At 46.5% G+C, this 25,727-nt stretch carries 19 protein-coding genes; 4 read left to right on the top strand and 15 right to left on the bottom strand.

Features of this window, described 5'->3' with window-relative positions; all coding sequences use genetic code 11:
• Nucleotides 1–27: 27 nt before the first annotated feature.
• The 12 genes from purF to ABID29_RS00130 form a co-directional block, all read right to left on the bottom strand.
• Nucleotides 28–1,482 carry an amidophosphoribosyltransferase gene (gene purF, locus ABID29_RS00185; RefSeq protein WP_354363604.1) on the bottom strand — a complete coding sequence of 485 codons (1,455 nt, stop codon included), beginning with the start codon at nucleotides 1,480–1,482 and terminating at the stop codon, nucleotides 28–30.
• Between the two features lie 150 nt (nucleotides 1,483–1,632).
• Nucleotides 1,633–5,385, bottom strand: a complete 3,753-nt coding sequence (locus tag ABID29_RS00180; RefSeq protein ID WP_354363603.1) for a phosphoribosylformylglycinamidine synthase — start codon at nucleotides 5,383–5,385, stop codon at nucleotides 1,633–1,635.
• A 95-nt stretch (nucleotides 5,386–5,480) separates the two neighbouring features.
• Entirely contained in the window at nucleotides 5,481–6,188 is a 708-nt protein-coding gene (purC, locus tag ABID29_RS00175; protein ID WP_354363602.1) for a phosphoribosylaminoimidazolesuccinocarboxamide synthase, read from the bottom strand.
• A gap of 261 nt (nucleotides 6,189–6,449) precedes the next feature.
• Nucleotides 6,450–6,695: a phosphopantetheine-binding protein gene (locus tag ABID29_RS00170; RefSeq protein WP_354363601.1), complete on the bottom strand. Its 246-nt coding sequence runs from the start codon at nucleotides 6,693–6,695 to the stop codon at nucleotides 6,450–6,452.
• Nucleotides 6,696–6,697: 2 nt separating this feature from the next.
• Nucleotides 6,698–7,693 (bottom strand): phosphate acyltransferase PlsX, encoded by a 996-nt coding sequence (plsX, locus tag ABID29_RS00165; RefSeq protein WP_354363600.1) that lies wholly within the window; start codon nucleotides 7,691–7,693, stop codon nucleotides 6,698–6,700.
• Nucleotides 7,694–7,739: 46 nt separating this feature from the next.
• Nucleotides 7,740–8,504 (bottom strand): DNA repair protein RecO, encoded by a 765-nt coding sequence (recO, locus tag ABID29_RS00160; RefSeq protein ID WP_354363599.1) that lies wholly within the window; start codon nucleotides 8,502–8,504, stop codon nucleotides 7,740–7,742.
• Nucleotides 8,491–9,669, bottom strand: a complete 1,179-nt coding sequence (locus tag ABID29_RS00155; RefSeq protein ID WP_354363597.1) for a pyridoxal phosphate-dependent aminotransferase — start codon at nucleotides 9,667–9,669, stop codon at nucleotides 8,491–8,493. Before ABID29_RS00155 ends, recO begins: the two co-directional genes overlap by 14 nt.
• Before the next feature lie 270 nt (nucleotides 9,670–9,939).
• Entirely contained in the window at nucleotides 9,940–10,905 is a 966-nt protein-coding gene (locus ABID29_RS00150; protein WP_354363596.1) for a ribose-phosphate diphosphokinase, read from the bottom strand.
• Nucleotides 10,906–11,147: 242 nt separating this feature from the next.
• On the bottom strand, nucleotides 11,148–12,512 hold the full coding sequence (locus tag ABID29_RS00145; RefSeq protein ID WP_435533135.1) for an ABC transporter substrate-binding protein: 1,365 nt from the start codon (nucleotides 12,510–12,512) through the stop codon (nucleotides 11,148–11,150).
• Between the two features lie 36 nt (nucleotides 12,513–12,548).
• On the bottom strand, nucleotides 12,549–13,385 hold the full coding sequence (locus ABID29_RS00140; RefSeq protein ID WP_354363594.1) for a carbohydrate ABC transporter permease: 837 nt from the start codon (nucleotides 13,383–13,385) through the stop codon (nucleotides 12,549–12,551).
• Between the two features lie 17 nt (nucleotides 13,386–13,402).
• Nucleotides 13,403–14,287: a carbohydrate ABC transporter permease gene (locus ABID29_RS00135; protein WP_354363593.1), complete on the bottom strand. Its 885-nt coding sequence runs from the start codon at nucleotides 14,285–14,287 to the stop codon at nucleotides 13,403–13,405.
• A gap of 525 nt (nucleotides 14,288–14,812) precedes the next feature.
• Nucleotides 14,813–15,937, bottom strand: a complete 1,125-nt coding sequence (locus tag ABID29_RS00130; RefSeq protein WP_354363592.1) for an LPXTG cell wall anchor domain-containing protein — start codon at nucleotides 15,935–15,937, stop codon at nucleotides 14,813–14,815.
• A 399-nt stretch (nucleotides 15,938–16,336) separates the two neighbouring features.
• Here ABID29_RS00130 and ABID29_RS00125 point away from each other — a divergent pair, with 399 nt between their 5' ends.
• From ABID29_RS00125 to spx, 4 genes are all read left to right on the top strand, one after another.
• Nucleotides 16,337–16,906, top strand: coding sequence for a DNA-3-methyladenine glycosylase I (locus ABID29_RS00125; protein ID WP_354363591.1), 570 nt, complete (start codon nucleotides 16,337–16,339; stop codon nucleotides 16,904–16,906).
• 99 nt (nucleotides 16,907–17,005) lie between these two features.
• Nucleotides 17,006–18,262, top strand: coding sequence for a competence/damage-inducible protein A (locus tag ABID29_RS00120; RefSeq protein ID WP_354363590.1), 1,257 nt, complete (start codon nucleotides 17,006–17,008; stop codon nucleotides 18,260–18,262).
• Between the two features lie 47 nt (nucleotides 18,263–18,309).
• Nucleotides 18,310–19,452: a recombinase RecA gene (gene recA, locus ABID29_RS00115; RefSeq protein WP_354363588.1), complete on the top strand. Its 1,143-nt coding sequence runs from the start codon at nucleotides 18,310–18,312 to the stop codon at nucleotides 19,450–19,452.
• A gap of 79 nt (nucleotides 19,453–19,531) precedes the next feature.
• Complete coding sequence (spx, locus tag ABID29_RS00110) at nucleotides 19,532–19,930, top strand: transcriptional regulator Spx (protein WP_168549705.1); 399 nt, start codon at nucleotides 19,532–19,534, stop codon at nucleotides 19,928–19,930.
• A gap of 444 nt (nucleotides 19,931–20,374) precedes the next feature.
• On the opposite strand, the gene tkt is transcribed toward spx, so the two are convergent.
• The 3 genes from tkt to ABID29_RS00095 all read right to left on the bottom strand — a co-directional run bounded on the left by tkt (nucleotide 20,375) and on the right by ABID29_RS00095 (nucleotide 25,498).
• Nucleotides 20,375–22,348 (bottom strand): transketolase, encoded by a 1,974-nt coding sequence (gene tkt, locus ABID29_RS00105; RefSeq protein WP_354363586.1) that lies wholly within the window; start codon nucleotides 22,346–22,348, stop codon nucleotides 20,375–20,377.
• A 157-nt stretch (nucleotides 22,349–22,505) separates the two neighbouring features.
• Nucleotides 22,506–23,597, bottom strand: coding sequence for an L-ascorbate 6-phosphate lactonase (gene ulaG, locus ABID29_RS00100; RefSeq protein WP_354363584.1), 1,092 nt, complete (start codon nucleotides 23,595–23,597; stop codon nucleotides 22,506–22,508).
• 236 nt (nucleotides 23,598–23,833) lie between these two features.
• Nucleotides 23,834–25,498 carry a BglG family transcription antiterminator gene (locus ABID29_RS00095; protein WP_354363583.1) on the bottom strand — a complete coding sequence of 555 codons (1,665 nt, stop codon included), beginning with the start codon at nucleotides 25,496–25,498 and terminating at the stop codon, nucleotides 23,834–23,836.
• Between the last annotated feature and the right edge of the window lie 229 nt (nucleotides 25,499–25,727).

Here is a 25,727-nt window from a genome sequence, read left to right as displayed (position 1 = left end):
AATAAATGTTTTGAATTGGTTTTTTCATCATCTCACATTCTCAATGTAAAAACTAGTCTTCTCACTCAAACTGCGCTGGTATTCTTCCTCATAGTCGTAGAGCGGAGTGGGGAACTTTCCATCAAAATAAGCCACACAAAGACCACCATTTGGCGCATCGGTTTCAATACCGATAGAGGAAATCAGCCCGTCAATCGAGAGATAGGTCAGGCTATCTGCTCCGATAATCTCGCAGACCTCCTCCACCGTGTGATTGGCCGAAATCAGCTCCCTACGAGTCTGAATATCAATCCCATAAAAACACGGGTACTTAAGTTCTGGGCTACCAATAGCCACGTGAACTTCAGCCGCTCCTGCTTCTTTGAGCAACTGCACAATCCGACGACTGGTTGTCCCACGCACGATAGAGTCATCCACCATGACCACCCGCTTGCCCTTAACCACACTGGACACGGCCGACAGCTTCATCCGTACCCCCTGCTCACGCAATTCCTGAGTTGGCTGGATAAAGGTCCGCTGGACATACTGGTTCTTGATCAGGCCCATTTCATTTGGTAGACCTGATTCTTCGGCAAAGCCCATGGCTGCGCTGAGAGACGAGTTAGGTACGCCGACTACGATATCCGCCTCATGCTTGAACTCCCTCGCCAGCTGACGCCCCATATTCTTTCTGGCTGTGTGGACATTGACCCCATGAATGACCGAATCAGGACGGGCAAAGTAAACATACTCCATGGAACAAATGGCCAGCTGGGTATCCTTTGTGTAGCTGTCCACATGCATGCCATCCTTATCAAAAATCACGACTTCGCCAGGTTGCATATCCCGTACCCACTTGGCACCGATGACCTCAAAAGCACAGGTTTCTGAAGCCACCACCCAAGCACCTTTGCTCATCTGACCAATGGACAAGGGTCTAAAGCCATTTGGGTCCATGGCAGCAACCATCCTATCCTCAAGGAGCAAAATATAGGCAAAGCCTCCCTTGACCCGATTAAGAGCCTCCTTAATCTTGTCCATGACGGTCTCCTTCTGACTGCGACGAATCAGGTGCATAAGGATTTCCGTGTCAGAAGTACTGGCAAAAATTGCCCCTTGATCTTCCAACTCTTTTCTCAATGAAACAGCATTGGTCAAATTCCCGTTATGGGCCAGACCTGCCTTCATATCTGAGAAGCGATAATGGAAGGGCTGAACATTGTTGATAGAGCCATTGCCAGAAGTGGGATAACGCAAGTGCCCAATGGCTGATTGTCCCACCAACTTCTCTAAATCCTTGGGATTTTTAAAAACTTCTGCCAGTAGACCTAGCCCGATATGGCGCTTGAAACGGCCTTCATCGTTGGCTAAAATCCCAGCCCCTTCTTGCCCACGGTGCTGGAGACTATGGAGGCCAAAGTAGGCCACCTGTGCCGCTTGGGGATGTCCCCAGATGCCGAAGACCCCGCATTCTTCATTGAGTGATTTGACTTCGTAAACCATGATGCTTCCTTCTTTTCTTTTTTGTCAGTTAGCTTATGTGCTGAGGGGCGCAAGCGACCTCCTTCGGAGTTCCATTGCTTCATTTCGAGCCAACGTCTCGAAATCCCCTCATGACCTAACCGTTTCGGTTAGGTCATTTTCAGCACGGCGCTAACTGACGCCTGAGCTCGCTATCGCTCGCATCCTATTTTCTGTAAAGTATTTAACCGCACTTTCAAACAATTTCTGATCCTTGTTACCTGGCACGTTTTGGAAGAGACCGTCTTCCACCCGTTCTGAGTGGCCCATCTTCCCGATGATTTGACCGTTCTTGCTAGTAATCCCTTCAATGGCATATAACGACCCATTTGGATTGTAGCGGCTGTCCATGCTTGGTTTGCCGTCAAAGTCCACATACTGACTAAAGATCTGACCATTGTCTCGGAGCGCTGCAAATTCTTCAGCGGTCACGACAAATTTTCCTTCTCCGTGAGAAACAGGAATCGTGTACACCTCTCCAACAGAAACACCTGATAACCAAGGCGAGTTGGTGTTGGCAATCCGCGTCTCCACCATCTTGGCTACGTGCTGATTGGCATCGTTGTAGAAGAGGGTTGGACTGGTTGCTGTCGCCTCCTCAAAGTTCCCGTAAGGCAATAGTCCTGACTTGACTAGGGCCTGGAATCCGTTACAGATACCAATGATAAGACCACCACGCGCGATAAAGCCATCAATAGCCTGACGCACTTTTTCATTGAGTAGGATATTAACAATAAACTTGGCTGAACCATCTGGCTCATCTGCCGCTGAAAAGCCCCCAGCAAAGAAGAGGATATTGGCTTGCTCGATGTTAGCCACCATGGTCTCTACCGACCGCTCAATCGCTGTCTCATTCAAGGTCACAAATGGCACCAATTTGACACTCGCCCCCTCTTTTTCAAAGGCCTTGGCCGAATCGTATTCCGAGTTGGTCCCAGGAAAGACTGGGATATAGACCAACGGTGTGTCAATCTTGTTTTTAGCTGCCAACACTACGTCTTTTTTCACTTCTGGAACGTCTGCTAAGTGGCTTTCTTGCTCAAAGGTGGTTGGGTAAACTTCCTCCAGCGTCCCCTCAAAAGCTGCTAAGAGTTTGTCAGCTGCAAGCGCTCTGCCATTGACCAACAGACTAAAATCTGCCACTGTCTGACCAATCTTGGTCGCCTCAGGAATTTTCTCCTGAGAGGTAAAGACAAAGCCACCCAGCTGGCCTGTCAAGCTAGTTGACACATCTGTCAAGTCGACAGTAGCACCGATTCGGTTACCAAAACTCATCAGGGCCAAACTCTCCATCAGGCCACCGTACTTAACTGCCGAAGCAGCTGTGACAGCATACTTGTCCTGAATGGCCGCAAAAGCTTCAAAGTTGGTCTTGACTCCAGCAAAATCAATCTCCGCACCGATCGGCGAGCCAGGTAAATAGTAGATGAACTCACCTACTGCCTTGAACTCTGGCGAGAGGACCTTCTTCACATCTGCTGTGGTCACCCCAAAAGCCACCAAAGTCGGAGGCACCGTCAACTCTTCAAAGGTCCCTGACATGGAGTCCTTGCCCCCGATAGATGGCAGCCCCAGCTGAATCTGAGCCTCAATCGAGCCAAGTAGGGCTGATACAGGCTGGCCAAAACGCTCTGCCTGCTTGTCCATCCGCTCAAAGTATTCCTGATAAGAGAAACGAGCCTGACTCCACTTGGCCCCTGTTGCTACCAGTCGAGCTGTCGCTTCGATGACAGCAAAGGCAGCTCCATGATAAGGAGACCATTCTGCGATATACGGATTGTAGCCTTGGGCAATGGCTGACGCAGTTGTGGTCACACCATGCTGAACAGGCAATTTTTGCACTGAACTCTCTGTCGGTGTGATCTGGTACCGTCCACCAATTGGGTGGTTGACCGTTGAACGACCAACTGAGCTATCAAAGATGGTCTGAAGACCTTTCTGGCTAGCATGGTTGAGGTCGGCCAGTACCGCACAGGTATCCGCTTCGAGACTGTCCAGCGACGTCACACGATTTTCTGGCAGGGCAATCTCCTTGTCCACCACCTTGGCATCCACCACTACTCGTACTCCATTGGTATCTAGGAAGCTGCGTTCGATATTGACAATGGTCTGTCCGTTCCAGGTCATGACAAGGTTTGGTTTTTCTGTCACTGTCGCGACTACTACTGCATGAATATTTTCTGTCGCACAGGCTGTGATAAAGGGTTCTACATCATTTGGAGCAACCACAACGGCCATCCGTTCCTGACTTTCAGAAATAGCGATTTCTGTCCCGTTTAAGCCAGCGTACTTAAGTGGTACCTTATCCAGGTCAATTTCAAGCCCATCTGCCAATTCCCCAATGGCCACGCAGACCCCACCTGCACCAAAGTCATTTGATTTCTTAATCAGGCGGGTTACATCACCATTTCTGAAAAGACGCTGAATCTTACGTTCTTCAATGGCGTTCCCTTTTTGGACCTCGGCGCCAGCTGTCTCCACGGATTCCACAGTCTGAACTTTAGACGATCCTGTCGCACCACCGATGCCATCACGGCCTGTCTTGCCACCCAAAAGCATGATCGCATCTCCTGCTACTGGCTTTTCACGGACCACATTCTCTTTTGGTGCCGCCCCAACGACAGCCCCCAGTTCCATACGTTTGGCCACAAAGCCTGGATGGAAGTATTCTTTGACATAAGTGGTCGCAAGACCAATCTGGTTGCCATAAGAGGAATAGCCGTGTGCTGCTGTTTTAGAGATGATTTGCTGAGGCAATTTCCCAGCACGGGTCGCTGACAGCGGAGCTGTAATATCTCCTGCCCCTGAGATCCGCATAGCCTGGTAAACATAAGAACGGCCTGACAAGGGGTCACGGATAGCTCCACCGATACAAGTCGCTGCCCCTCCAAAAGGTTCGATCTCTGTCGGGTGGTTGTGGGTTTCGTTCTTGAACATCAGGAGCCAGGGCTCTTTAACACCGTCGACATCTACCTCAATTTCCACCGAGCAGGCGTTGATCTCATCAGATACCTCCATGTCGTCCAGACGCCCATTAGCCCGCTCATAGCGCCCAAAAATCGTCGCCATATCCATCAAAGTAATCGGTTTATCCGACCGTCCTAGCTCATCGCGCATGGCCACATACTTGTCAAAGGTCGCTTGGAGTTGGTCGGAAAAAGCTGACGCTGAAAAATCAATAGACTTGAGTTCTGTTTCAAAAGTGGTGTGACGGCAGTGATCTGACCAATAGGTATCCAAGACCTTGAGCTCTGTCTCTGTTGGCACCCGCCTAAGGGATTTAAAATAGTCTTGGATAAAGAGAAGATCCTCCACCTCCATAGCCAAGCCCGCCTCACGCTTGTAGGCCGCAAAATCATCTGCTGTATAGGTCTCAAAAAAGTCTAACTGTGGAATGGTCTTATCGGAGACAGAAAATTCCTGACGAGCAAGGGGACTAGTCAAATCTTTAAACCGAGAATCAACAGGGTTGAGGAGATAATTTTTAATAGCCTCCAACTCTTCAGGAGCAATATCCTTGTTGAGCAGATAAAGTTGGGCTGTGTTAACCACCACATCGCTGTCACTGCCTAATAGAAGCAAGGCTTCTTGGGCAGAAGCTGCCCGTTGGTCAAACTGGCCAGGAAGAGCCTCAATAGCAAAGAATGCATAGTCCGCTAGACCCAAATCACTTTCTGCCAGGACACGGTCTGTAACCTGTTCAGAGAAGATATGCTTCTCCGCACGAGCAAAGAGCCCTTCTTCCAGACCAAAGACATCATAAATCTGTACAATCCGTACTGCTTTTAGGCTGTTTAATTGTAAGTTGTGAACCAATTCCTTCAGTAAGGCCTGTGATTTCACACCAAAATCTGATTTTTTCTCTACAAAAATACGCTTATCCATCTTATCTCTCCCTGTTCAGCTCCCAGGCAAGAAAAGAGCTGTTTCTCCTACTCTTCCCCTCCTGATGACGGAACTTTTTCCTTTCTAATGACGACCTAGTCTAAGCCCTGCAGTTTTTCCAAAACCTGAGCATAGACAGCTGTCACATCCCCCAAATCTCGCCGAAAAACATCCTTGTCCATATGCCGGCCCTGCTCATCCCACAGCCTACAATTATCAGGCGAAAACTCATCTGCCAAGATGATGTCCCCGTTCTTATCCTTACCGAATTCCAATTTAAAATCCACCAAGGTGAAACCTACTTTGGCAAACCAATCGCTTAATAAGTCATTGATGCGACGGGTTTCCTCCTTGATATAAGTCAAGTCAGCTTCACTGGCCAGTCCTAAAAAGAGAACATGTTCATCATTGATGAAGGGATCATCCAGGCTATCGTCCTTGTAATAGAACTCGATAATGGGAACAGGCAACTCTTGGCCTTCCTCCAAGCCAAATCGCTTGGCAAAACTCCCTGCCACCCGATTGCGCAACACCACCTCAAGAGGGATAATCTCCACCCGCCTGTTGCGTTGTTCCGTCTCCGAAATTTTCTCAATAAAATGCGTCTTCACCCCTGCCGCATTTAAACGCTCAAAAATAAAAGACGAGATCTGATTATTGAGCCGACCTTTCCCAGAAATCATTTCTTTTCGGGCACCATTCAACATGGTGACTTGGTCTTTGTAATGCGCAATAATCACATCATCGTCAGTTGTGCTATAGATATCCTTGGCTTTTCCGGAATAAATAAGGTCTCTTTTCATTTTATCGTTTGCCCTTTTGCTAATTTTTAAATCATTTTATCATAAGAAAAACTTTTAATCAAACAATTATAGAACGAACTATTGTTTTTTTATTTTAACGTTCGGTTTTTATACCCCGAAACACCTTTCTTTATTGAGAAAACCTTGACCTACCAGCTAACCTGTTTCCCAATAAACTTGCTCGGACGAACCTACTTACTGCAAAAAGTCAAAAAATAGCACCCGATTCCGCTAAGGGGGAAATCAGGTGCTTTATGTCGCCTATCGCCGACTAGCTGTCTTGCCTTCGATATAACCAACCAGATCTTCTACCGTCTGGAAGGTTTCTAAATCTCGGTCTGGAATCTCGATGTCAAAAGCATCCTCTAAACCGATGATACATTCCATCAAGGCAACAGAATCAGCAAATTGATCCTGAAAGGGCAGGTCTTCGGAGAAGATAAACTCTTGGCCATGAAATTCCTTGATGACATCGAGGAGTTTTTGATAGATGATTTCTTGTGACATTTCTATTCCTCTTCTGAAAATTCTTGAACAGACTGACCGACCACATCCGTTTCAAGCATGGTCCTGATCTGCCGAATAGTGCTGATAATGCTCTTGGCGTCGCTGGATCCGTGCGCCTTAACCACAGGTGCCTTAAGACCAAACAGAACTGCACCACCAGCGCTAGAATAGTCTAAGCTGTCCTTTAATCGGTAAAGACTTGGTTTAAGCAGAAGGGCGCCCAATTTAGCACGCAGGCCTCCTGAAGCAATGGCAGACTTGAGTTGCCCCATAACAGACATGGCTGTTCCTTCAATGGTTTTCAGTACGGCATTTCCCACAAAACCGTCTGCCACGACAACATCTGCCACACCATTAAGAAGCTCTCTAGCCTCTATGTTGCCAATGAAATTAAGGTTTGCGTCAGCTGCCAACAACTGATAGGTCTCCTTGCGCAAGCTATCGCCTTTGGTCTCTTCCGTCCCGTTATTCAAAAGACCGATACGGGGATTGGTCAAACCGCGCACATGCTTGGCATAAAAGGCGCCTAGAACAGCGTATTGATAGAGGTGATGAGGGGTATTTTCAGCATTGGCACCCAGGTCCAACATATCAAAGCCACGACCATCCCTAGTCGGCAAGGTAGACAAAAGTCCTGGTCGCTCCACACCCTTGATCCGTCCCACCACAAAGAGACCTGCTGCTAGGAGGGCTCCTGTATTCCCTGCTGATAAAACAGCATCAGCTTGACCATCTTTGACCGCCTTAGCTGCCAGAACCATCGATGCCTGTTTCTTACGACGAATCGCCTTGGCTGGTTCCTCGTCCGAATCAATTTTTTCCTCTGTGTGGACAATACGGATACGAGGATTTTCCTTAAGGTAGGGCCGGATTTTAGCCTCATCCCCATAAAGCTGCACCTCAATGTCCTCATAAAGCTCTAGGGCTTGATTGACTCCTTCCACGATTGCCTGGGGGGCATGATCGCCACCCATGGCATCAACAGCGATTCGTTTCATCTTGTCTCCTTTTCTATAGCTCACTCACTCTATTTTATCACAATCATCACGGATTATCCTTGAAGAGCTGACCCCATTGGGCCATGTCATCTATGAATTTTTTGGCCTTGAGGTGGATTCCCACATATTCCTCATAAAGCTGATCCATAAAGGTTCGTAGTTTTTGTTTCATTTCTGGCTTAATGGAAATGGTCTCCAAGTCCGAAAACTGAAGGCCCTGAAAGCGGCTCAACAGATAAATGACATTTGGGTCTACGTGAGCACGATGGCTATCCTGGTGCTGATGTTGCGGACACAGGCAGCCGTTGTATTGATAAGAAAAATCCAAGGGCTGACCAACACGATGACAGACCAGGCATTCTTCAAAATTCAAACTGACCCCAAATCGGCTTAGGATCTGCACTTCAAAAATATTGGTCAAAACTTCCACATCCAGCCCTTGCTCCATCAAGACCAGGGTCCTTGATAAGAACTGAAAGAGGGCTGGATCGGACACATTGTCCTGAAGGGCTGCGTCTGCCAAAGCAAGCAGGTAGGTCGCATAGGCTAGCGAAAAAATATCCCCATTGACCTTTGGAAAGGTCTGGCTTTCTCGATAATCTTCGATAAAGCTGAAGCCTGTCGCATTTAAATTAAGGATAAAAGACGAGGCTGTCAGAGGCTGGATAACGCTGGTCAATTTGGAATCGTGGGCGTGGCGCACGAAAAACATCCGCTTGCCATAAGACTCGGTAAAAATCTTGACCAGCATATCCTGCTCACGATATGGCCGATTATAGAGGACCAAGCCCTTGGTCTCAACGCGATTCATCTGATTCCATAAAACGCGCTAAGCGCTTCATGGCCTCCTCAATAGTTTCCATGCTGGCTGCATAAGAAACCCGAACATAACCTTCGCCGTATTGCCCAAAGGCAGCTCCAGGAATAAAGGCGACCGCTTCCTTGCGAGCGAATTTTTGCAGGAAGTCAAAAGAATTTTGATTGTAACCTGTTGGAATCTTGGCAAAGATGTAAAAGGCACCATCTGGACGGATGATCTCAAAGCCTAGAGCAGTCATTTTCTCAATGATCACATCCCGGCGCTTGATATAAGCCTCCTTCATCGGCAGAGCATCATCCTTACCGTTTTTCAAGGCTTCTAAGGCTCCGTGCTGGGCGACCGTCGCTGCTGCTGTCACGAGATACTGGTGGCTCTTGATCAACTGTGCAGTCAAAGAAGCTGGGGCAAAAATCAAGCCGATCCGCCAGCCCGTCATGGCATGGCTCTTCGAAAGCCCTGAAATAACAATGGTCTGGTCAGGTAGGAATTCTGCAATGGAGACATGACGACCTTCAGAGTAGGTCAATTCCGCATAGACCTCATCTGAGATGACAAAAATCTCATACTTTTTCAGCACTTCCGCAAGAGCTGCCATCTGTTCCCTCGAGTAAGTCACTCCTGTCGGATTGGCGGGGTAATTAAGGATGACTGCTTTCAATCGGTCCCCTTGCTCTAAGATAGCAGCCTCCAGCATTTCAGGGGTCAAGACAAACTGGTTGGCTGTCGTGTCAATCTCAACCACAGAACCACCAACCATGGTCACAATGGGCTCATAACCAGGATAGGCTGGCGCAGGCAGCAGAACGGTATCACCTGCTTCAATAACGGCTACCAAGCTAGCTGACAGTGCCTCTGTCGCTCCCACTGTCACCAAGATTTCGCTAGCTGGATCGTAGGTTAGGTTGTACTTTTCTTGGACAAAGTCAGCTGCAGCCTGACGTAACTCCAAAAGGCCACTCATGCCTGTATAATAACTCTGATTGGCATCAATCGCTGCCTTGGCAGCCTCTTTAACATGCTCTGGCGTCGTGAAATCCGGCTCTCCCAGCGTCAGCTTCAAAATACCCGGAACATCCGAAATCGACTGATCGAACTGACGAATCATCGAAATCTGAATCTTGTCCAATTGTTTATTAAATCGTTTACTTAAATCCATAGGTGTCTCCAATCTTTAGACTATTATATCGCAATTTTCAGAAAATGTTAAATAGGAAATAGCCTGCTGGTAAGAGTAAAACAAGAAAAAATTTAAACACCACTACAACTCATCTCTAACCCTGTTAGCCTTTGAAAAACCTCCATCCTGATTTACCAGTCACCCCAGCTAAAAAACAAAAACCTTAGACACAACATCATTTAAAACATTGAGTCTAAGGTTTTCGAGATACTGTTTAGGCTAGGCTGGAGGTTTTCCAACCTCTAGTAACTATGGCTTCTTCCCTTCAAACAATGGCGATAGAGGACGTTTTTCATGAATCCGTACAATCGCATCTGCCAACAGATCCGCAATCGAAATTTGCTCAATCTTATCAATCAATCGGTCCTCTGGTAAATAAATCGTATCCAGAACCACCAATTTTTCAATGGCAGATTTCATAATATTGTCCATAGCAGGACCAGATAAGACTGGGTGAGTACAGCTGGCGTAGACAGCTACTGCGCCCGCTTCTGCCAGGGCATCCGCCGCATGACAAATGGTACCCGCCGTGTCAATCATGTCATCGATCAAAATACAGGTCTTGCCATCCACCTTACCGATAATGTTCATCACCTCGGACGTATTCATCTTATCCACCGAACGGCGTTTGTCGATGATAGCAATCGGTGTCTTCAAAAATTCAGCCAGTTTACGGGCCCTAGTCACACCGCCATGGTCTGGAGAGACCACCACATAGTCTGACCCTGTCATCCCACGGCGCTCAAAATAATCTGCAATCAAAGGCGCACCCAAGAGGTGGTCAACAGGGATGTCAAAGAAACCTTGGATCTGTGAGGCGTGTAAATCAATGGTTAAGAGACGATCGACACCTGCCACCTGGAGCATATTAGCTACCAATTTTGACGTGATCGGCTCACGCGCCCTAGCCTTACGATCCTGACGGGCATAGCCGTAATAAGGCATTACGATATTAACTGATTCAGCGCTAGCACGCTTGAGAGCATCCACCATAATGAGAATTTCCATCAAATTATCATTGACTGGTGACGAAGTTGACTGCAAGATATAGACCTGAGAACCGCGGATCGATTCTTCGATATTCACCTGAATTTCACCGTCTGAAAAATGCTTAACCGTTGATTTCCCAAGCGAAATTCCCATGCTATCAGCAACTTTTTTAGCCAGTTCCTGATTTGACGATAGCGCAAACAACTTTAAGTTAGCGTATGACATAGTGCCCTCCGTTTTAATTTAAGAAACATTCCTTATTCTATTGTAACGGTTTTGCTAAGATATTTCAAACAAAAGCAGAGATGGATTACAACTTGCTGACCCCAAAGGCCAGACTAAAGCCATCCATCTCGTCCCTCATAAAACAAGACAATCCTACATTTTTTGATAATTCCAAATTGCTTGCCAGTAGAAACCCCATAAAACAAGGAGCGTCGTGATAAACCGACACTCCTCATCTCATCCTAGTTATTCCCCAATACTTTAGAGAACTTCTGACCTTTTTCAATCGCCTTGTTACCATTATCGACAAAGCTATCCAGAGCCGCTTGGGCATCCTTCTCACCTGTCAAGACAGCTTGAATCTCTGGGAAGAGGGCATTGCGCACTTCCGCATACCCAGGCGTGTTATTAGAGAAGTTGATCACGTACTGGTCATTGTTCAGATAAGCTGCCAAGAGAGGATTGTCTGCCTTGGCACTCTCTACAACACTCTCACGCACTGGCAAGAAGTTGGTGCTGGCATTAACCAAGTCTGCATTTTCTGAGTAGAATTTCACGAAATCCTTAGCCAGAGCTTGACGGGCTTCTCCGTTTGTGTTAAAGACGGCTGATCCCACAACATAGGTGAAGGATTTTGGTCCATCAACACTCGGAATGCTGGCCAAACGAATGTCGAATTCATCCAGTGTCCCGTTGGCTTGGTTGTCTAACATGCCTTGGTAAAGAACAGCGTTGGCAAAGCTGATCGCCACTTGCTGGTTTTGGAACATGGCGTTAACATCTGTACTAGCAAGAGACTCCGCCCCCTTGGTAATCAAGCCCTTATCGTTCCAAGACTTGATCTGCTCGAGCGCCTTGACGCCTTCTGCATCATTGACAGCCAACAGTCCCTTATCGTCAAAGAATGGCGATCCAAACATCCGAAGGTACATCATGGTCCAAGTATCGGCCTGGTTGTTCTTGGCAAAGAACCCTAGTGGTGCTACCTGATCATTTTTCTCTTTCAAAGTCGTCAAGATCTTCTCAAAATCTTCAACAGACCAGTTGGCAATTTCACTCTTCTCACCGATAAATTCGCCAAGACCAGCGTCTTCAAACATTTTCACATTGTAGACCAGCATGCCTGGGTTTTGAGCAAATGGATAGAAATAACTATTTTCGCCGATCTTAACGTTGTTCCAAACATTCTCAGAGATGTCTTTTTTACTTTCTGGATCAACGATATCATCAATCGGTGCAATCAGGCCTTGGTGCGCGTAGTTGGTCATGGCAAAGGAAGACTCAAAGAAGACATCTGGAAGCGTGTTGGTCTGGGTAGCTACACTCAATTTACTGTCGCGCTCATCACCAGGAATCACCTGGATCTTGATGTTAACATCTGGATTTTCTTCCTTGTAGAGCTCTGCCGCTGTTTTTAAGAAACTATCATAATCTGCACCTTCTTCTGATGCTTCGTAAGTGCCTTTCCATTGTGGAGTCAGCCACACTTCAATTTCATTGGCCTTTTCAACCTCCTTGCTGGCTTCCTTCGAACCAGAAGATCCGCTAGAACATCCTGCCAAAGCTAAGGCAGAAATAGTGAGAAACGACAAGATTTTTTTCATAATAGAAACCCTCCTTAAGGTTCACTAAATATTTATTAACTATTCTTTAACAGCGCCATCTGTGGCACCCTTGATGAAATACCTCTGGAAGAGGAAGAAAATCAGGACCATCGGCAAGGCGGCAATGGCGGCCCCTGCTACCCGAAGACCTATATTAGGGTTGATGTCCTGCTGGAGACTGGCAACCCCGATGGTCAAGGTCTTCATCTCCTTACTGCGCGCCATCAACAGCTGCCAGAGGTAATCATTCCAAGCCGTTACAAAGTTGAGGATAAAGAGAGCCCCAAGGCCTGGTTTGACAATCGGCAGCATCAATTTATGGAAGATGGTCCACTCTTTGGCGCCGTCAATTCTGGCTGATTCACGGATTGATTCCGGAATAGCCTTGAAATAAGAGTAGAGCATGAAGGTCCCAAAGCCCGTCGCCAAGTTCGGCACAATCATGGCCTGATAGGTATCCACCCAGCCTAAACTTTCGACGACATTGAAGAGGGGCACGATAAAGGTTTCTTTGGGAATCATGATAGAAGCGATCACGACCAAGAGCAGGACCGTTCTCCCCTTAAACTTCAACTTGGAAAAGCCATAGGCTGCTAGGGAAGAAACCAAAACACTTAGGGATGCCGTTCCCATGGAGACAACAAAGCTGTTGAAAATCCATTGGAAGGCCGGTTGCCCCTTAAAGAGCTCTTCCAGGTTACCGGTGTACCATTTCTCTGGCAAAATCGACGGTGGCATTTGATAAATCTGCGCCGAGGTTTTAAAGGTATTGGTCAGCAACCAAAAGAGTGGTAAAACAAAGAGTAGGGCTAGGAGAAAGACGATGATGTTAGTGATCAAATCGTAGGGTTCCATCCGTTTGAGGCGTCGTAACATACAGTAAGTTCTCCTTCCTAGTCGTTTTTCAAGAATGATTTGAGCTGAGGCACGCTCAGGAACAAGGCGATGGTAAACATGAGTACCCCGATCGCTGACGCCACCCCTGTATTATTGTAAACAAAGGCATTCTGATAGAGGTAGTACATCATGGTCACTGAAGCGTTGTTTGGGCCACCACCTGTCAAGAGCTGGATAACCACGAAAATCTTCAGGACAGCGATGATATTGATAACGGTCAGATAGGCCGTTGTCGGCTTCATTAGCGGCAAAATAATATGTCTAATACTTTGCCATCTGCTGGCCCCATCAATGCGCGCCGCTTCAAAATAATCCTGTGGCAGGCCAATCATGGTCGCCAGATAAAGGATAATGGCCTGGCCTACATTTCCTACAAAGGTCACAAAGACAATGACCGGCATAACAGTCTTGGCGCTACCTAGGAGGTTAACATTTTCAATTCCAACCGTTCCAAAAAGATAGCTAATCAATCCATTAGAAGGGTTGAGCAGGAAGTTCCAGATGATACTCATCACGACCATAGAAACCATGACTGGCAGGTAATAGCTGCCCCGGATAAAGGAAACATACTTGGAATTCTTATCGTAGACCGTCGTCGCTACAAAGAGGGCAAAGACAATCGTCAAAACCACAATCGCAACCACAAAGAACACCGTGTTCAAAATCGATTTCATGAAGGTTGGGTCATCAAAGAGGGCTTTGAAATTGTCCAATCCAACATAGATCGAATCCAGACCATAGACCTCATAAAGACTCATCTGAAAACCCTTGATAACAGGGAAGACAATGAAGACTAGCATGAGCAGCATCTGCGGTGCAATAAACAAATACCCAACATAGGGGTTATCCTTACCTGAAAAAAGCGACTTTTTCTTAGGCATCTTGATCTCACTTTCTCTATTTTTTTGCCTAGATTCTCAATCGAATCTAGGTATTAATCTGGCGCTAAATCTCCTTAAAAGATTGGTAGCGTTTACAAATTCATTATAAAATGATTCCCTCTTTTTATCAATAGTTTTCTTCCCTTTAGATTTTATATTCTAAAACTAGGAATGTTTCTTCGAATCTGAAAGTACTTTCAAGTCCAAGGGGACTGCGAGTCAGAAGTCATTCATTAATGAACATCATCTTTGTTCAACACCAAAATCCATACTGCTGATAGAACAGATCGACCCAGCTCTAGCGACCGTCATGTCTATTTCTCCTAATCCTACCCCAAAATGAGTTGAATATTGAATAAACAAGAAAAGGGAGTGGGAAAGAACTCCAATAAACGAAAAAGAGTTCGTCTTCCCACCCCCGCACAGTTGATTAGGCCAGTTTTGGAGCTTATAATGCGAACAAAACTGCCAATCAACCACTGCGTCAAGCTATTTTTATACCATGTTTTTAATAGAGCTGACTTTTTACCCTGCCTCTTTTTCTCTCTTCTTCTCTCGTTTGATATGATTTTTATAGGTGATTCCTGTAGCCAGTAAAAGCAGGCTCAACAATCCTAACAATACCCCCTTCGACTGCTTATCCCCTGTACTTGGAAGATCTGTTGTCTTATGTTGTCGCTTTGGCATCATGTTCTCAACCGCCCTATTGATAGCAGATGCAACAGGTGAATCTTTCTTTTTCTCTTTCGTCTCTGAGGTTTGCTTGTCAAACGATTGGACAAAATAGGTCTTACCATTTTCTTCTACAATTTCCCCTGAAACGTAGTTGTAGCCAGCAATATCATAAACTGGCACAAAGCCGTCTTGGCGGGTAGCAATTTCCTGACCAGTTTTCCGATCAATAAAGCGCGTATAGTCGGTCAAGCGGACATAGTAATGGCTACCTGCGTAAGAGATATAATCGCTATCTGTCAGGTAGAAAATCTTATAAACTTTTTCGCCATTTTCTTCAACGACAAAGCCGTTATAGTAGTTAAGGTCCCCGATTTTGGCTTGGAAAGCTTGACCTTTTTGATCCGCTTGGAGTTTTTTACCAGAGGTGCCATCCAGGTACTCTGTTCGGCTGATTGTCTTGTCCACATGGTTGGTATCCTGATAGAGGTGGACGAGAGCAGGCCCTTTTTCAGTGGTTGTGATAATGGTGGACAAGTAAGTGTAACCCTTCAAGGCCAGAGGTGCCTGGTACCCTTCAACATTTCCATGGATCTCCTTGCCCTCGACATCTGTCCGAAAAAGGGTCTGAACAAACTGGAACTGTGTTTTTTCTAACCAAGCGCGCACCTTCGCATCCTCTAATGAATCATTTTGTTCTGCCTTAGCCTTATTTTCGACGGATGTTTCTGCTGCTGGTGCAGGCTGAGAAGGTGCTTCCTTTTCTCCCTCTGCTTCATTCGTTTCTGATGGCGTTTGTTCCGTTTCAGTTACTTCTGTTGTGCTAGAAACAGTTTCAGAGACTGTCCCTGTTGCGACAACCGATGCCGCTGGTGCAGAAGCCTGGTCTCCCTCTGCCTGAACCAAAGCAGGCTGGCAAAGGCTAAGGCTTGTAACTGCTAGTAGTAAACCTGATTTGTAAATGTGTTTCTTTGTCATAAATGTTTCCTCCAAAATGATCGTTGATAAATGTTTACTGAGCAGCACTTCTTGCCAATGCCTTTTCTCAGAATTAGTCGGGCTTCGCGTCTGATGATAATCAAGCGTCAGTCTTCGAAAATTAGCTGCTCGAGCACTGCTACCACATCATAGCCTCTCTGAGGGGGAATAGCTTTCTTCTTTCTCACCCATGCTTTGCCAAGTGCTATTGATCTAGGAACTGGGTCACTCCAAGTTCATTTTCGTCGAACAGTCGTTTAATGATCAGCATTTTTTTGCCCTTCACTATCCTATTCGTAACTAAATTTAAAAAAGAGAAAAATTTTTTAAAAATTTTTTATCAATTGCTTTCTAACCTCTTTCCCCCTTTTCCTATCAGCTTTGTGGTATACTCATCTTATGAAAAATACTACCTGCACTTGGGTCAAAGACACCAATCCTCTTTATATCCGCTATCACGATACCGAATGGGGAAGACCGCTCCATGACGACCGTGCCCTCTTTGAATTGCTTTGCCTAGAATCCTATCAGGCCGGCTTGTCTTGGGAGACTGTACTCAACAAACGCCAAGCTTTTCAGAAGGCTTTTTACAACTATGACATAGAACGGGTAGCAGCCATGACAGACCAGGAACTAGATAGCCTGCTGGATAATCCTGATATCATCCGCCACCGAGCCAAGCTCTATGCCACTCGGCAAAATGCCCAGGCCTTTAAAAAGATTCAAGCAAGGTTTGGAAGCTTCGACCATTACCTCTGGTCTTGGGTAGATGGGCAGCCAATTGTTCAGTCAGTCCCAGACTACCGCCTCCTTCCCAATCAAACCAGTCTGTCCCAAGCCATTTCTAAAGATCTCAAAAAACGAGGATTTACCTTTGTCGGACCAGTCTGCATTTACTCTTATCTACAAGCTGCTGGCCTAGTCAACGACCACGAAAATCACTGCCCTTTTAAAAATAGCTCCTTCTGATATTAAAAAGACAAACCGTCAACTTCCCCAATCTCTAGTGCATTGGGGATTTTTTTGCTAAAATGGAAGCAGTATTACGAATAAAGAGGTAGGTTACCAATGAAAGCTGAACTTATCGCTGTCGGCACAGAAATTTTAACTGGCCAGATTGTCAACACCAACGCCCAATTCCTTTCTGAAAAGTTTGCTCAGATAGGAATCGATGTTTTTTATCACATCGCTGTCGGAGATAATGAAGAACGTCTCTTAAGCGTATTAAAGACAGCTTCCAAACGCAGCAATCTGATCGTGCTTTGCGGTGGCCTAGGACCTACTGAGGATGACTTGACCAAGCAAACGCTGGCAAAGTTTTTGGGGCGTGACCTCATTTTTGATCCTGATGCCATGGCCAAGCTAGACCGCTTTTTTGCGAGCAGGCCCGATTATGCCAGGACCAGCAACAATGACCGTCAAGCCCAGATTATCGAAGGTAGCCAGCCCCTGCCAAATGCAACAGGATTAGCAGTTGGGGGCTACCTCCAAGTTGACGGCGTCACCTATATCGTCTTGCCTGGTCCACCGAGCGAGCTAAAACCCATGGTCACTCAAGAGCTGATTCCCTTGCTAGACACTACTGGCCAAGAACTTCACTCTAAGGTTCTACGCTTTTTCGGTATTGGCGAAAGTCAACTGGTAACCCTCTTGTCTGATTTGATTGACAAACAGTCCGACCCGACCATCGCCCCTTATGCCAAGACAGGAGAGGTCACCCTACGCCTGTCCACCAAGGCTAGAAGCCAACAAGAAGCTGATGAAAAACTCACTAAACTAGAAAAGGAGATTCTAAACCATGGACAATTGAGAAATCTTATGTACGGATACGGTGACGATAACAGTCTCGCTAAGATTGTTTTTGACCTCTTGTTAGCTAGACAAGAAACCATCAGCGCGGCAGAAAGTCTCACCGCGGGACTCTTTCAGGCTACTATCGCTGACTTTCCAGGCGCCTCTGCTGTCTTAGAAGGAGGATTTGTAACCTATAGCCTCCAGCAAAAAGCCCAGCTCTTGCAACTGGACCAAGAAGAACTGGCTAAGCAGGGAGTTGTTTCAGCTTCTACCGCTTGCGCCATGGCAGAGCAGGCTAGGACAATCGTAGGCAGTGACTATGGGGTAGCCTTGACAGGAGTAGCCGGTCCAGACGACCTAGAAGGCCAGCCAGCAGGTACTGTCTTTATCGGCCTTGCCACACGAAAGACCAGCAAGGCTTATCAGGTCAATATCGGCGGACGCAGCCGGCAAGATATCCGTCATATTGCCTGTCTGCATGCCTTTAACCTAATGCGACAAACTTTATTAAATGATGGAAATTTGGTATAATAGACAAACAACTTGTCAATCAGACAAGGTAGAATAGGAGAATGATTTTGGCAAAAAAACCAAGTAAAAAATTAGAAGAAATCACCAAAAAATTTGGTGACGAACGCAAAAAAGCCCTTGATGATGCCCTAAAAACCATTGAAAAAGACTTTGGTAAGGGAGCCATCATGCGCCTGGGTGAGCGTGCAGAACAAAAAGTGCAAGTCATGAGCTCAGGCTCGCTGGCGCTCGATATCGCTCTTGGAGCAGGCGGCTACCCTAAAGGTCGGATCATTGAGATTTATGGTCCTGAAAGTTCAGGTAAGACTACTGTTGCCCTTCACGCGGTAGCCCAGTGTCAGAAAGAGGGCGGTATCGCAGCCTTCATCGATGCAGAGCATGCCCTTGATCCGCTCTACGCTCAGGCTCTGGGTGTTAATATTGATGAATTACTTCTTTCCCAGCCGGATTCTGGAGAGCAGGGACTAGAGATTGCTGGTAAGTTGATTGACTCTGGTGCGGTTGATTTGGTCGTTATCGACTCGGTAGCGGCCCTTGTTCCGCGTGCAGAGATTGACGGGGATATCGGGGATAGCCACGTTGGTCTTCAAGCTCGGATGATGAGTCAAGCCATGCGCAAGCTCGGTGCTTCTATCAATAAGACCAAGACCATTGCTATCTTCATTAACCAGCTACGTGAAAAAGTGGGTGTCATGTTCGGTAACCCTGAGACCACACCGGGTGGACGTGCGCTGAAATTCTATGCTTCTGTCCGCTTGGATGTCCGTGGCTCTACCCAGATCAAGGGAACTGGCGACCAAAAAGACCAGAGCGTCGGTAAGGAAACTAAGATTAAGGTTGTCAAAAATAAGGTGGCGCCTCCATTTAAGGAAGCCTTTGTAGAAATTATGTATGGCGAAGGAATTTCCCAAACAGGCGAATTGGTCAAAATCGCTAGCGACCTAGACATCATCAAAAAGTCAGGGGCTTGGTTCTCTTACAATGATGAGAAAATTGGCCAAGGTTCGGAAAATGCTAAGAAATTCCTCAAGGAAAATCCAGAACTTTTCGCAGAGATTGATCGAAAAGTTCGGATTCATTATGGTCTGATCGAAGCTCAAGAAGGTGAAGAAACCCCAACAAGCCAGCCTGAAGCCCCTGTTGCAGAAGAAGTGACTCTTGACCTTGATGCCATAGAAATCGAAGAATGACCAAAATAGGTCTTCCGACTGATGGCAAAAAATGGTATACTAGTTATAATACTAGTATCATAGCAAAAGGAGCTACTGAATGATCAAGATTTATACAGTATCAAGTTGCACCAGTTGCAAAAAAGCCAAAACTTGGTTAAATGCTCATCATCTCCCGTATAAGGAACACAATCTCGGAAAAGAAGCTATCACAAAGGCTGAAATTTTAGAAATTCTATCCAAAACAGAAAATGGTATCGCCTCTATCGTCTCTTCTAAAAACCGTTATGCCAAAGGCCTAGGGGTTAATATTGACGACCTCAGCGTCAATGAGGTGATCGATATTATCACTGAAAATCCACGGATTCTAAAAAGCCCTATCCTGATTGATACCAAGCGCCTTCAAGTCGGCTACAAGGAAGATGACATCCGTGCCTTCTTGCCACGCGCTGTTCGCAATGTTGAGAATGCCCAAGCGCGCTTACGTGCTGCACTTTAACCCCACAAGTCACCCTCAGAGGCTTCTCTGAGGGCCTTTTTTTGCTTCTGTTAAATCCAAAATAGTTCACTCAATCGACAGACCAAACGAAGCACTCTCTCTTCTACAATGATGGAGAAGCTCTGCTGTTTTTCCAACCTAATCTTCTGCTTATAACTGCCTTTGACGCTTCGCTTTTGAACTCATGAGGATAGCTCAAACTCAAAGAAAATCAATCTAGCCTAGGACAGGAAGCTGATCATAGAACTGCAGTTCCTCGAAGCGAGTTAATAAGGACTATGTTTTGATTTTCAAAGAGTATCAAGCTCTAGTGACAACCTCATATCCCTACTTTCTGATCATTAGCACAACTAAAAAGAGTGAGGAGAAATCCAACTCTTGGAGTTACCGATTTCTCTCCCACTCTTTATGATCATGCTTTAAATTGTTAAACGGAGCCCTTGCCTACTTCAATCCTTCTACAGTTGCCACAACATTGTCAACTGTGAAGCCGTAGTTGGCGATGACTTCTGCTGCTGGAGCAGAGGCACCGAAGGTGTCGATCCCGATGACTGCCCCGTCAAGGCCGACATACTTGTACCAGTTTTGAGTAGATCCCATCTCGATAGCCACACGACGGCGAATGGCGTTTGGCAAGATTTCTTCCTTGTAATCTGGTTCTTGGGCATCGAAGAGATTGGTCGATGGCATGCTGACCACGCGGACCTTAGTCCCTTTGTCAGCCAAGGCTTTGGCTGCATTAACCGCCAATTCAACCTCAGAACCAGTCGCAATCAAGATGGTGTCAAAACCTTCTTCCTCGTGAACCACATAGGCTCCCTTAGCCACCTTGTCAAAGTCAGTTCCTTCTTGTACGGTCAAGTTTTGACGGGTAAGAACCAAAGCAGTTGGCGTTTGAGGGCTGGTAACGGCCAAGTGCCAAGCCGCCTGCGTTTCACGGGCATCGGCTGGACGGATGACATTGAGATTTGGCATGGCACGTAGACCTGCTAAATGCTCCACAGGCTCATGGGTCGGACCATCTTCACCAACGGCAATCGAATCATGAGTGAAGACATAAGTCACTGGCAAGCCTTGTAAGGCAGACAGACGTACAGCTGCCTTCACATAGTCTGAGAAGACGAAGAAGGTTCCGCCATAAACACGCAAGCCACCATGAGCTGCCATGCCGTTCAAGATAGTGCCCATGGCAAACTCACGAACACCAAACTGGATGTTGCGGTTGAGGCGCTCCTTATCATCTTGAAGGCCTTCGCCCTTAATCACCGTCATATTAGAATGGGCTAGGTCTGCTGAACCACCCAAGAAATTAGGCATCTTAGCAGCGATAACATTGAGGGCATCCTGGCTAGAATTACGGGTTGCTTGAGAGAAGCCATTGTCAATCGCTGGGAAGTCTTCTGGCTGAACCACAACAGGGTCTTTACCATCCAAGATCGCGGTGATTTCCTCAGCTAGCTCTGGGAAGGCTTGCTTGTAGTCTGCTACTAATTGTTCCCAAGCCTTGTGGGCTTCCTGACCACGATCTGTTACCTTTTCTTTGAAGTCAGCGTAAGCTTCTTCTGGGACTTCAAATGGGGCGTAGTCCCAACCAAGGTTTTCACGGGTAGCAGCTGCCTCGTCTGGACCAAGTGGCGCCCCGTGTGCTGCATTGGTACCTGCTTTAGCAGGAGAGCCATGACCGATGACGGTCTTGATTTCAATCAAGGTTGGCTTGCCAGCGGCCTTAGCTGCTTCAATTGCTGCATGAATAGCCTCTAAATCTGTGCCTTCTTCAACCAGAATAGTATGCCAACCGTAAGCAGTGTAGCGGGCACGGACATCTTCTGTGAAACACTCAGAGGTCGGACCGTCGAGGTTGATATCGTTTGAATCATAAAGAACTATCAGCTTGTCCAATTTCTGCAAACCAGCATAAGACGCCGCTTCGGCAGAAACACCTTCCATCAGGTCGCCATCGCCACAGATCACATAGGTATAGTGATCAAATAAATTGTAGCCGTCACGGTTGTATTTAGCAGCCAGGAAGCGCTCTGCTTGGGCAAAACCAACCGCTGAAGCAATCCCTTGACCGAGCGGTCCAGTCGTGATATCCACCCCTGCTGTATGGCCAAGCTCTGGGTGGCCGGGTGTTTTAGAGCCCCACTGACGGAAGTTTTTGATCTCTTCTAGCGACACATCTTCAAAACCTGATAGGTGAAGCAGGGCGTAAAGCAACATCGAACCATGACCCGCTGAAAGCACAAAGCGGTCGCGGTTAATCCAGTTGGGTTGCGCCGGATTCACCCGAAGGTGCTTGGTAAAGAGGCTATAGGCCATCGGTGCTGCACCCATCACAATCCCTGGGTGACCAGATTTTGATTTTTCAATCGCATCGATACCAAGGAAACGGATAGCATTAATAGATACGTTAGACATAGGTCTCTCCTTTATATGTAGTCCCTTACATTTTACCATAAAAGAACAGCTGGGCAAAGTCCCAGCAATTCGTGAGGACATTAGATCGCTATTTTTTTATCGACTGACAACAGAAAGAGGCAGAACTTTTCCTACCTCTTTGATGCCATGCACTCTCCTATAGGAGGGCTTTGAACTGAATGTTTGAATCATGCTCAAAGACATCATCGAAACCACGAGGGTGGTGATACTCAATGCGGTCCTTGTCAAGCGGATAGGTGTACTTGCCACCCACTTCCCAAATGAAGGGGTGGAAGTCGTACTGGAGACGCTCTTTTCGCATCTTCCAAAGTTGAATAATCTCGTCTGTTGAGGCCATGAAGTTTGACCAGATGTCATAGTGGACAGGGATGATGACCTTGGCACGTAGGTTTTCAGCCATACGGAGCAGGTCGATAGAAGTCATCTTGTCTTGGATACCGATCGGGTTGTCTCCGTAATTGTTGATGGCAACGTCAATGTTAAAATCACGACCGTGTTTGGCAAAGTAGTTTGAAAAGTGAGAGTCTGCCCCGTGGTAGATGGTGCCGCCTGGCGTCTCAAAGACATAGTTGACCGCCTTCTTAGCCATGAGCTCATCCGTTACCGGCAGACCAGCCAAGCTACCGCCATTTTCTTCGTAACCATCGATTGGCAGAGTGACCAAGCAGGTCCGATCGAAAGACTCCACCGCATGTACCTTGATATCCTTAAACTCAAAATGATCGCCCGGTGCGATACGGATAATACGGTCTGCTGGCACCCCCCATTTTTCCCAGATGTCGCCAGACTCAACCGGACCGACGAATTTCACGTGGTCAAGGTTTGGGTTGTTGAGGATGGCAGCAGCTGTATTGATGTCCATGTGGTCAGAGTGGACGTGGGACACCAGATAATAGTCCAGCTCATTGATGGCAAATGGATCGATGACCATCGGCTGCACTCGCAGGTTCGGCTGGAGCTTGCGCACACCGGCCATGTTGGCCATCTGGTGTCCCCAGACCATGTCTTTGACTTGTTTGGTTGATTTGCCGCGCGATGACCAGAGGTCCATGACGATATTGGCACCGCCTGGCGTCTTGATCCAGACACCACAGTTGCCCAGCCACCACATGGCAAAGTTGCCTTCTGGCACCACTTCCTGCTCGATTTCTTCATTGAGCCAGGTCCCCCATTCTGGGAAGGTGCTCAGAATCCAGGATTCCCTTGTAATATCTTGTACCTTAGCCATATTATAGTATGCCTCCTTATAGTTGGTATGCCTACCCTTAAAACCAAATCCCTTCTCTGTGCACCATTTTATAGCAGGTCCTGCATACTTTTGGAACACCACAGAAGCAAGAGTCGTTTTCATGAGCATCATTGACCAAAAGCTTTGTTTTCTACCCTTATCATATACTTATTAGAGCTCTAAAAAAAGCCCAAATGAGACACAAATTTGTGTTCATTCTTGGACTGTTCCTTGCATTATTCTGACATTAAGCCGATTATCAAGTTATCACGCATCAATTTTTGCAGTTTAGCTCTAAAGAGTTGTTGGTTGTCTTGATTGGGAATGTAAGCTTCAATAAGCGTTTCCAACTCCTGATCAAGTGAACCATGGTCAAATGAGGTCGGGTGCAGCAAGATCTTACCAACCCTCAAAACATCATCTCTACTCAGGATAGGACTAACCTCCACAGTAGGAAGACTGGTTTCCAAACTATCGCTGGTCTGAATGATAGCATCCACTTCTAAGATATCTTCAACACTCTTAAACTGTTCTGTCGTAAAAACAGCAACAACCGTTACGCTCGGGAAATGATACTCCAATTGCTTCAGTAAGAGACGTTGAATGGCTATCCCTTCATCACAGATCAGGCAGACACGCTCTGGTGGCCGTTGGACTTCCATGCTTCTAAGCGCCCCTCCCAGATGAATGACAATGTGGGCAATATCATCGTCCGTTAATTGGATCAGCCAAGCCTCTTCAAGAATGTCCACACAGAAAGCTGTTGCCTCAAAGAGAGAGGCGTACTTATCCTTAATCTGAGAGGTCAGAGGATTCTTGGACAAAATCCGATAAGTCTTGCGGAAAATCAGTGCCTTGCAGTGAATGAGGAGACGCTTGGCAAGTTCCGACCGCTGAGTCACCTGAAAGGGAGTATGCCTTTCAAATTTCTGCAAAAACAACTCGATCGCTTCTTCAATGTCTCTAAAATCCAAAGTATTGGTATGGCTATCATAGTTCTTGCGTGATGATAGCAGCAAGATCCCTATCAGAGCCAGCTCAATATTGTCTAAAAAGATAGCGTAGTGTTGGGCGAGGTGAAGGCTAATCTGCTTGGCTATTTTGAATTCCATCCGTTTGTGAACAAGACTAAGCTCTCTATTAACATCTTCCCGTTCTTGACTGGACAATTCACTATTACGATAACAAAGGAGAATATAAGGGAGCATACGAATCATCATCTCCATATCCGAATCGTACATCTCCTTGCCCCAAGTCTTTCGGAGATCCTTTAGCATCTGAAACAGGCCTTCCGAACTTTCCTGCGAAAAAAGCGGCATGTCATCTGCTATTTCCTGGAATTTTTTGACCAAGATGCTCCTAAAACTCTCATTACTGGAGGTGAAAATCGTAAAAAGCAGCGAGTAAATATATTGGATCTTGTCCAGAAGATGGCAATTGATAAAATACCCTCGGCTTTTAGTCACCACCAAGGGCAGATAACAATACTCTTGACTCAGCCGTTCTCGGATAGCATTCAAATCGTTGAGGGTTGTATTGCGGGAAACATCCGTCAACTGCATCATGCGCTCCAGAGTGACCCTCTCTGGAGAGACCAAGATATACAGGAGCAACAGCTCTATCCGCTCCTCCATGCTCATGATATAACTATAGTCATCCATTTCATCAAGCAAAAATTGGCAAGCCATCTTTTGCTGGGCGGTCAAACAAATGCCAACCCTTGGAACACTGATAATGGGCCCCACATGCTCTGGCAGGGCCTCATTCAATTTTTCCAAACTATAGTAAATTTTTCGTCTTGATTGATCAATTCGCTTAGAAATGGCCATAACTGTCTCAGGAATCTCTAAATCCATTAAGTATGTTAACAAAGCGTGCGAATCCTTATCCAGTAATAACATGACTTCCTCCTCTAACCATTTTCCCCGACCTCACCATGCCCATACCTCTCTACACCATTCCTTTTCAAACTAGATCACAAATCCCCCTACCCCTTGGTATCTAGAGGTTTTGGTAGACCTTTTGCTTAGAAAAGAATACCAGGGTGAGTTTGGTATCAAAGAGCACAAGACCGATCATGCATCTCCTACTATAGCACTTTCCTCAGGATTTGACCACACACTCCTGTGA

This window comes from Streptococcus rupicaprae, from assembly GCF_040545225.1.
Taxonomy (GTDB): Bacteria; Bacillota; Bacilli; order Lactobacillales; family Streptococcaceae; genus Streptococcus; species Streptococcus rupicaprae.
The sequence above is the reverse complement of the archived record's forward strand: the minus strand, read 5'-3'. Positions and strand labels throughout refer to the sequence as shown.

What these genes read in the sequence shown, in the direction of transcription:
- purF (WP_354363604.1), bottom strand. Translation starts at nt 1,482, where the DNA reads ATGGTTTACGAAGTCAAATCACTCAATGAAGAATGCGGGGTCTTCGGC.
- ABID29_RS00180 (WP_354363603.1), bottom strand. Translation starts at nt 5,385, where the DNA reads ATGGATAAGCGTATTTTTGTAGAGAAAAAATCAGATTTTGGTGTGAAA.
- purC (WP_354363602.1), bottom strand. Translation starts at nt 6,188, where the DNA reads ATGAAAAGAGACCTTATTTATTCCGGAAAAGCCAAGGATATCTATAGC.
- ABID29_RS00170 (WP_354363601.1), bottom strand. Translation starts at nt 6,695, where the DNA reads ATGTCACAAGAAATCATCTATCAAAAACTCCTCGATGTCATCAAGGAA.
- plsX (WP_354363600.1), bottom strand. Translation starts at nt 7,693, where the DNA reads ATGAAACGAATCGCTGTTGATGCCATGGGTGGCGATCATGCCCCCCAG.
- recO (WP_354363599.1), bottom strand. Translation starts at nt 8,504, where the DNA reads ATGAATCGCGTTGAGACCAAGGGCTTGGTCCTCTATAATCGGCCATAT.
- ABID29_RS00155 (WP_354363597.1), bottom strand. Translation starts at nt 9,669, where the DNA reads ATGGATTTAAGTAAACGATTTAATAAACAATTGGACAAGATTCAGATT.
- ABID29_RS00150 (WP_354363596.1), bottom strand. Translation starts at nt 10,905, where the DNA reads ATGTCATACGCTAACTTAAAGTTGTTTGCGCTATCGTCAAATCAGGAA.
- ABID29_RS00140 (WP_354363594.1), bottom strand. Translation starts at nt 13,385, where the DNA reads ATGTTACGACGCCTCAAACGGATGGAACCCTACGATTTGATCACTAAC.
- ABID29_RS00135 (WP_354363593.1), bottom strand. Translation starts at nt 14,287, where the DNA reads ATGCCTAAGAAAAAGTCGCTTTTTTCAGGTAAGGATAACCCCTATGTT.
- ABID29_RS00130 (WP_354363592.1), bottom strand. Translation starts at nt 15,937, where the DNA reads ATGACAAAGAAACACATTTACAAATCAGGTTTACTACTAGCAGTTACA.
- ABID29_RS00125 (WP_354363591.1), top strand. Translation starts at nt 16,337, where the DNA reads ATGAAAAATACTACCTGCACTTGGGTCAAAGACACCAATCCTCTTTAT.
- ABID29_RS00120 (WP_354363590.1), top strand. Translation starts at nt 17,006, where the DNA reads ATGAAAGCTGAACTTATCGCTGTCGGCACAGAAATTTTAACTGGCCAG.
- spx (WP_168549705.1), top strand. Translation starts at nt 19,532, where the DNA reads ATGATCAAGATTTATACAGTATCAAGTTGCACCAGTTGCAAAAAAGCC.
- tkt (WP_354363586.1), bottom strand. Translation starts at nt 22,348, where the DNA reads ATGTCTAACGTATCTATTAATGCTATCCGTTTCCTTGGTATCGATGCG.
- ulaG (WP_354363584.1), bottom strand. Translation starts at nt 23,597, where the DNA reads ATGGCTAAGGTACAAGATATTACAAGGGAATCCTGGATTCTGAGCACC.
- ABID29_RS00095 (WP_354363583.1), bottom strand. Translation starts at nt 25,498, where the DNA reads ATGTTATTACTGGATAAGGATTCGCACGCTTTGTTAACATACTTAATG.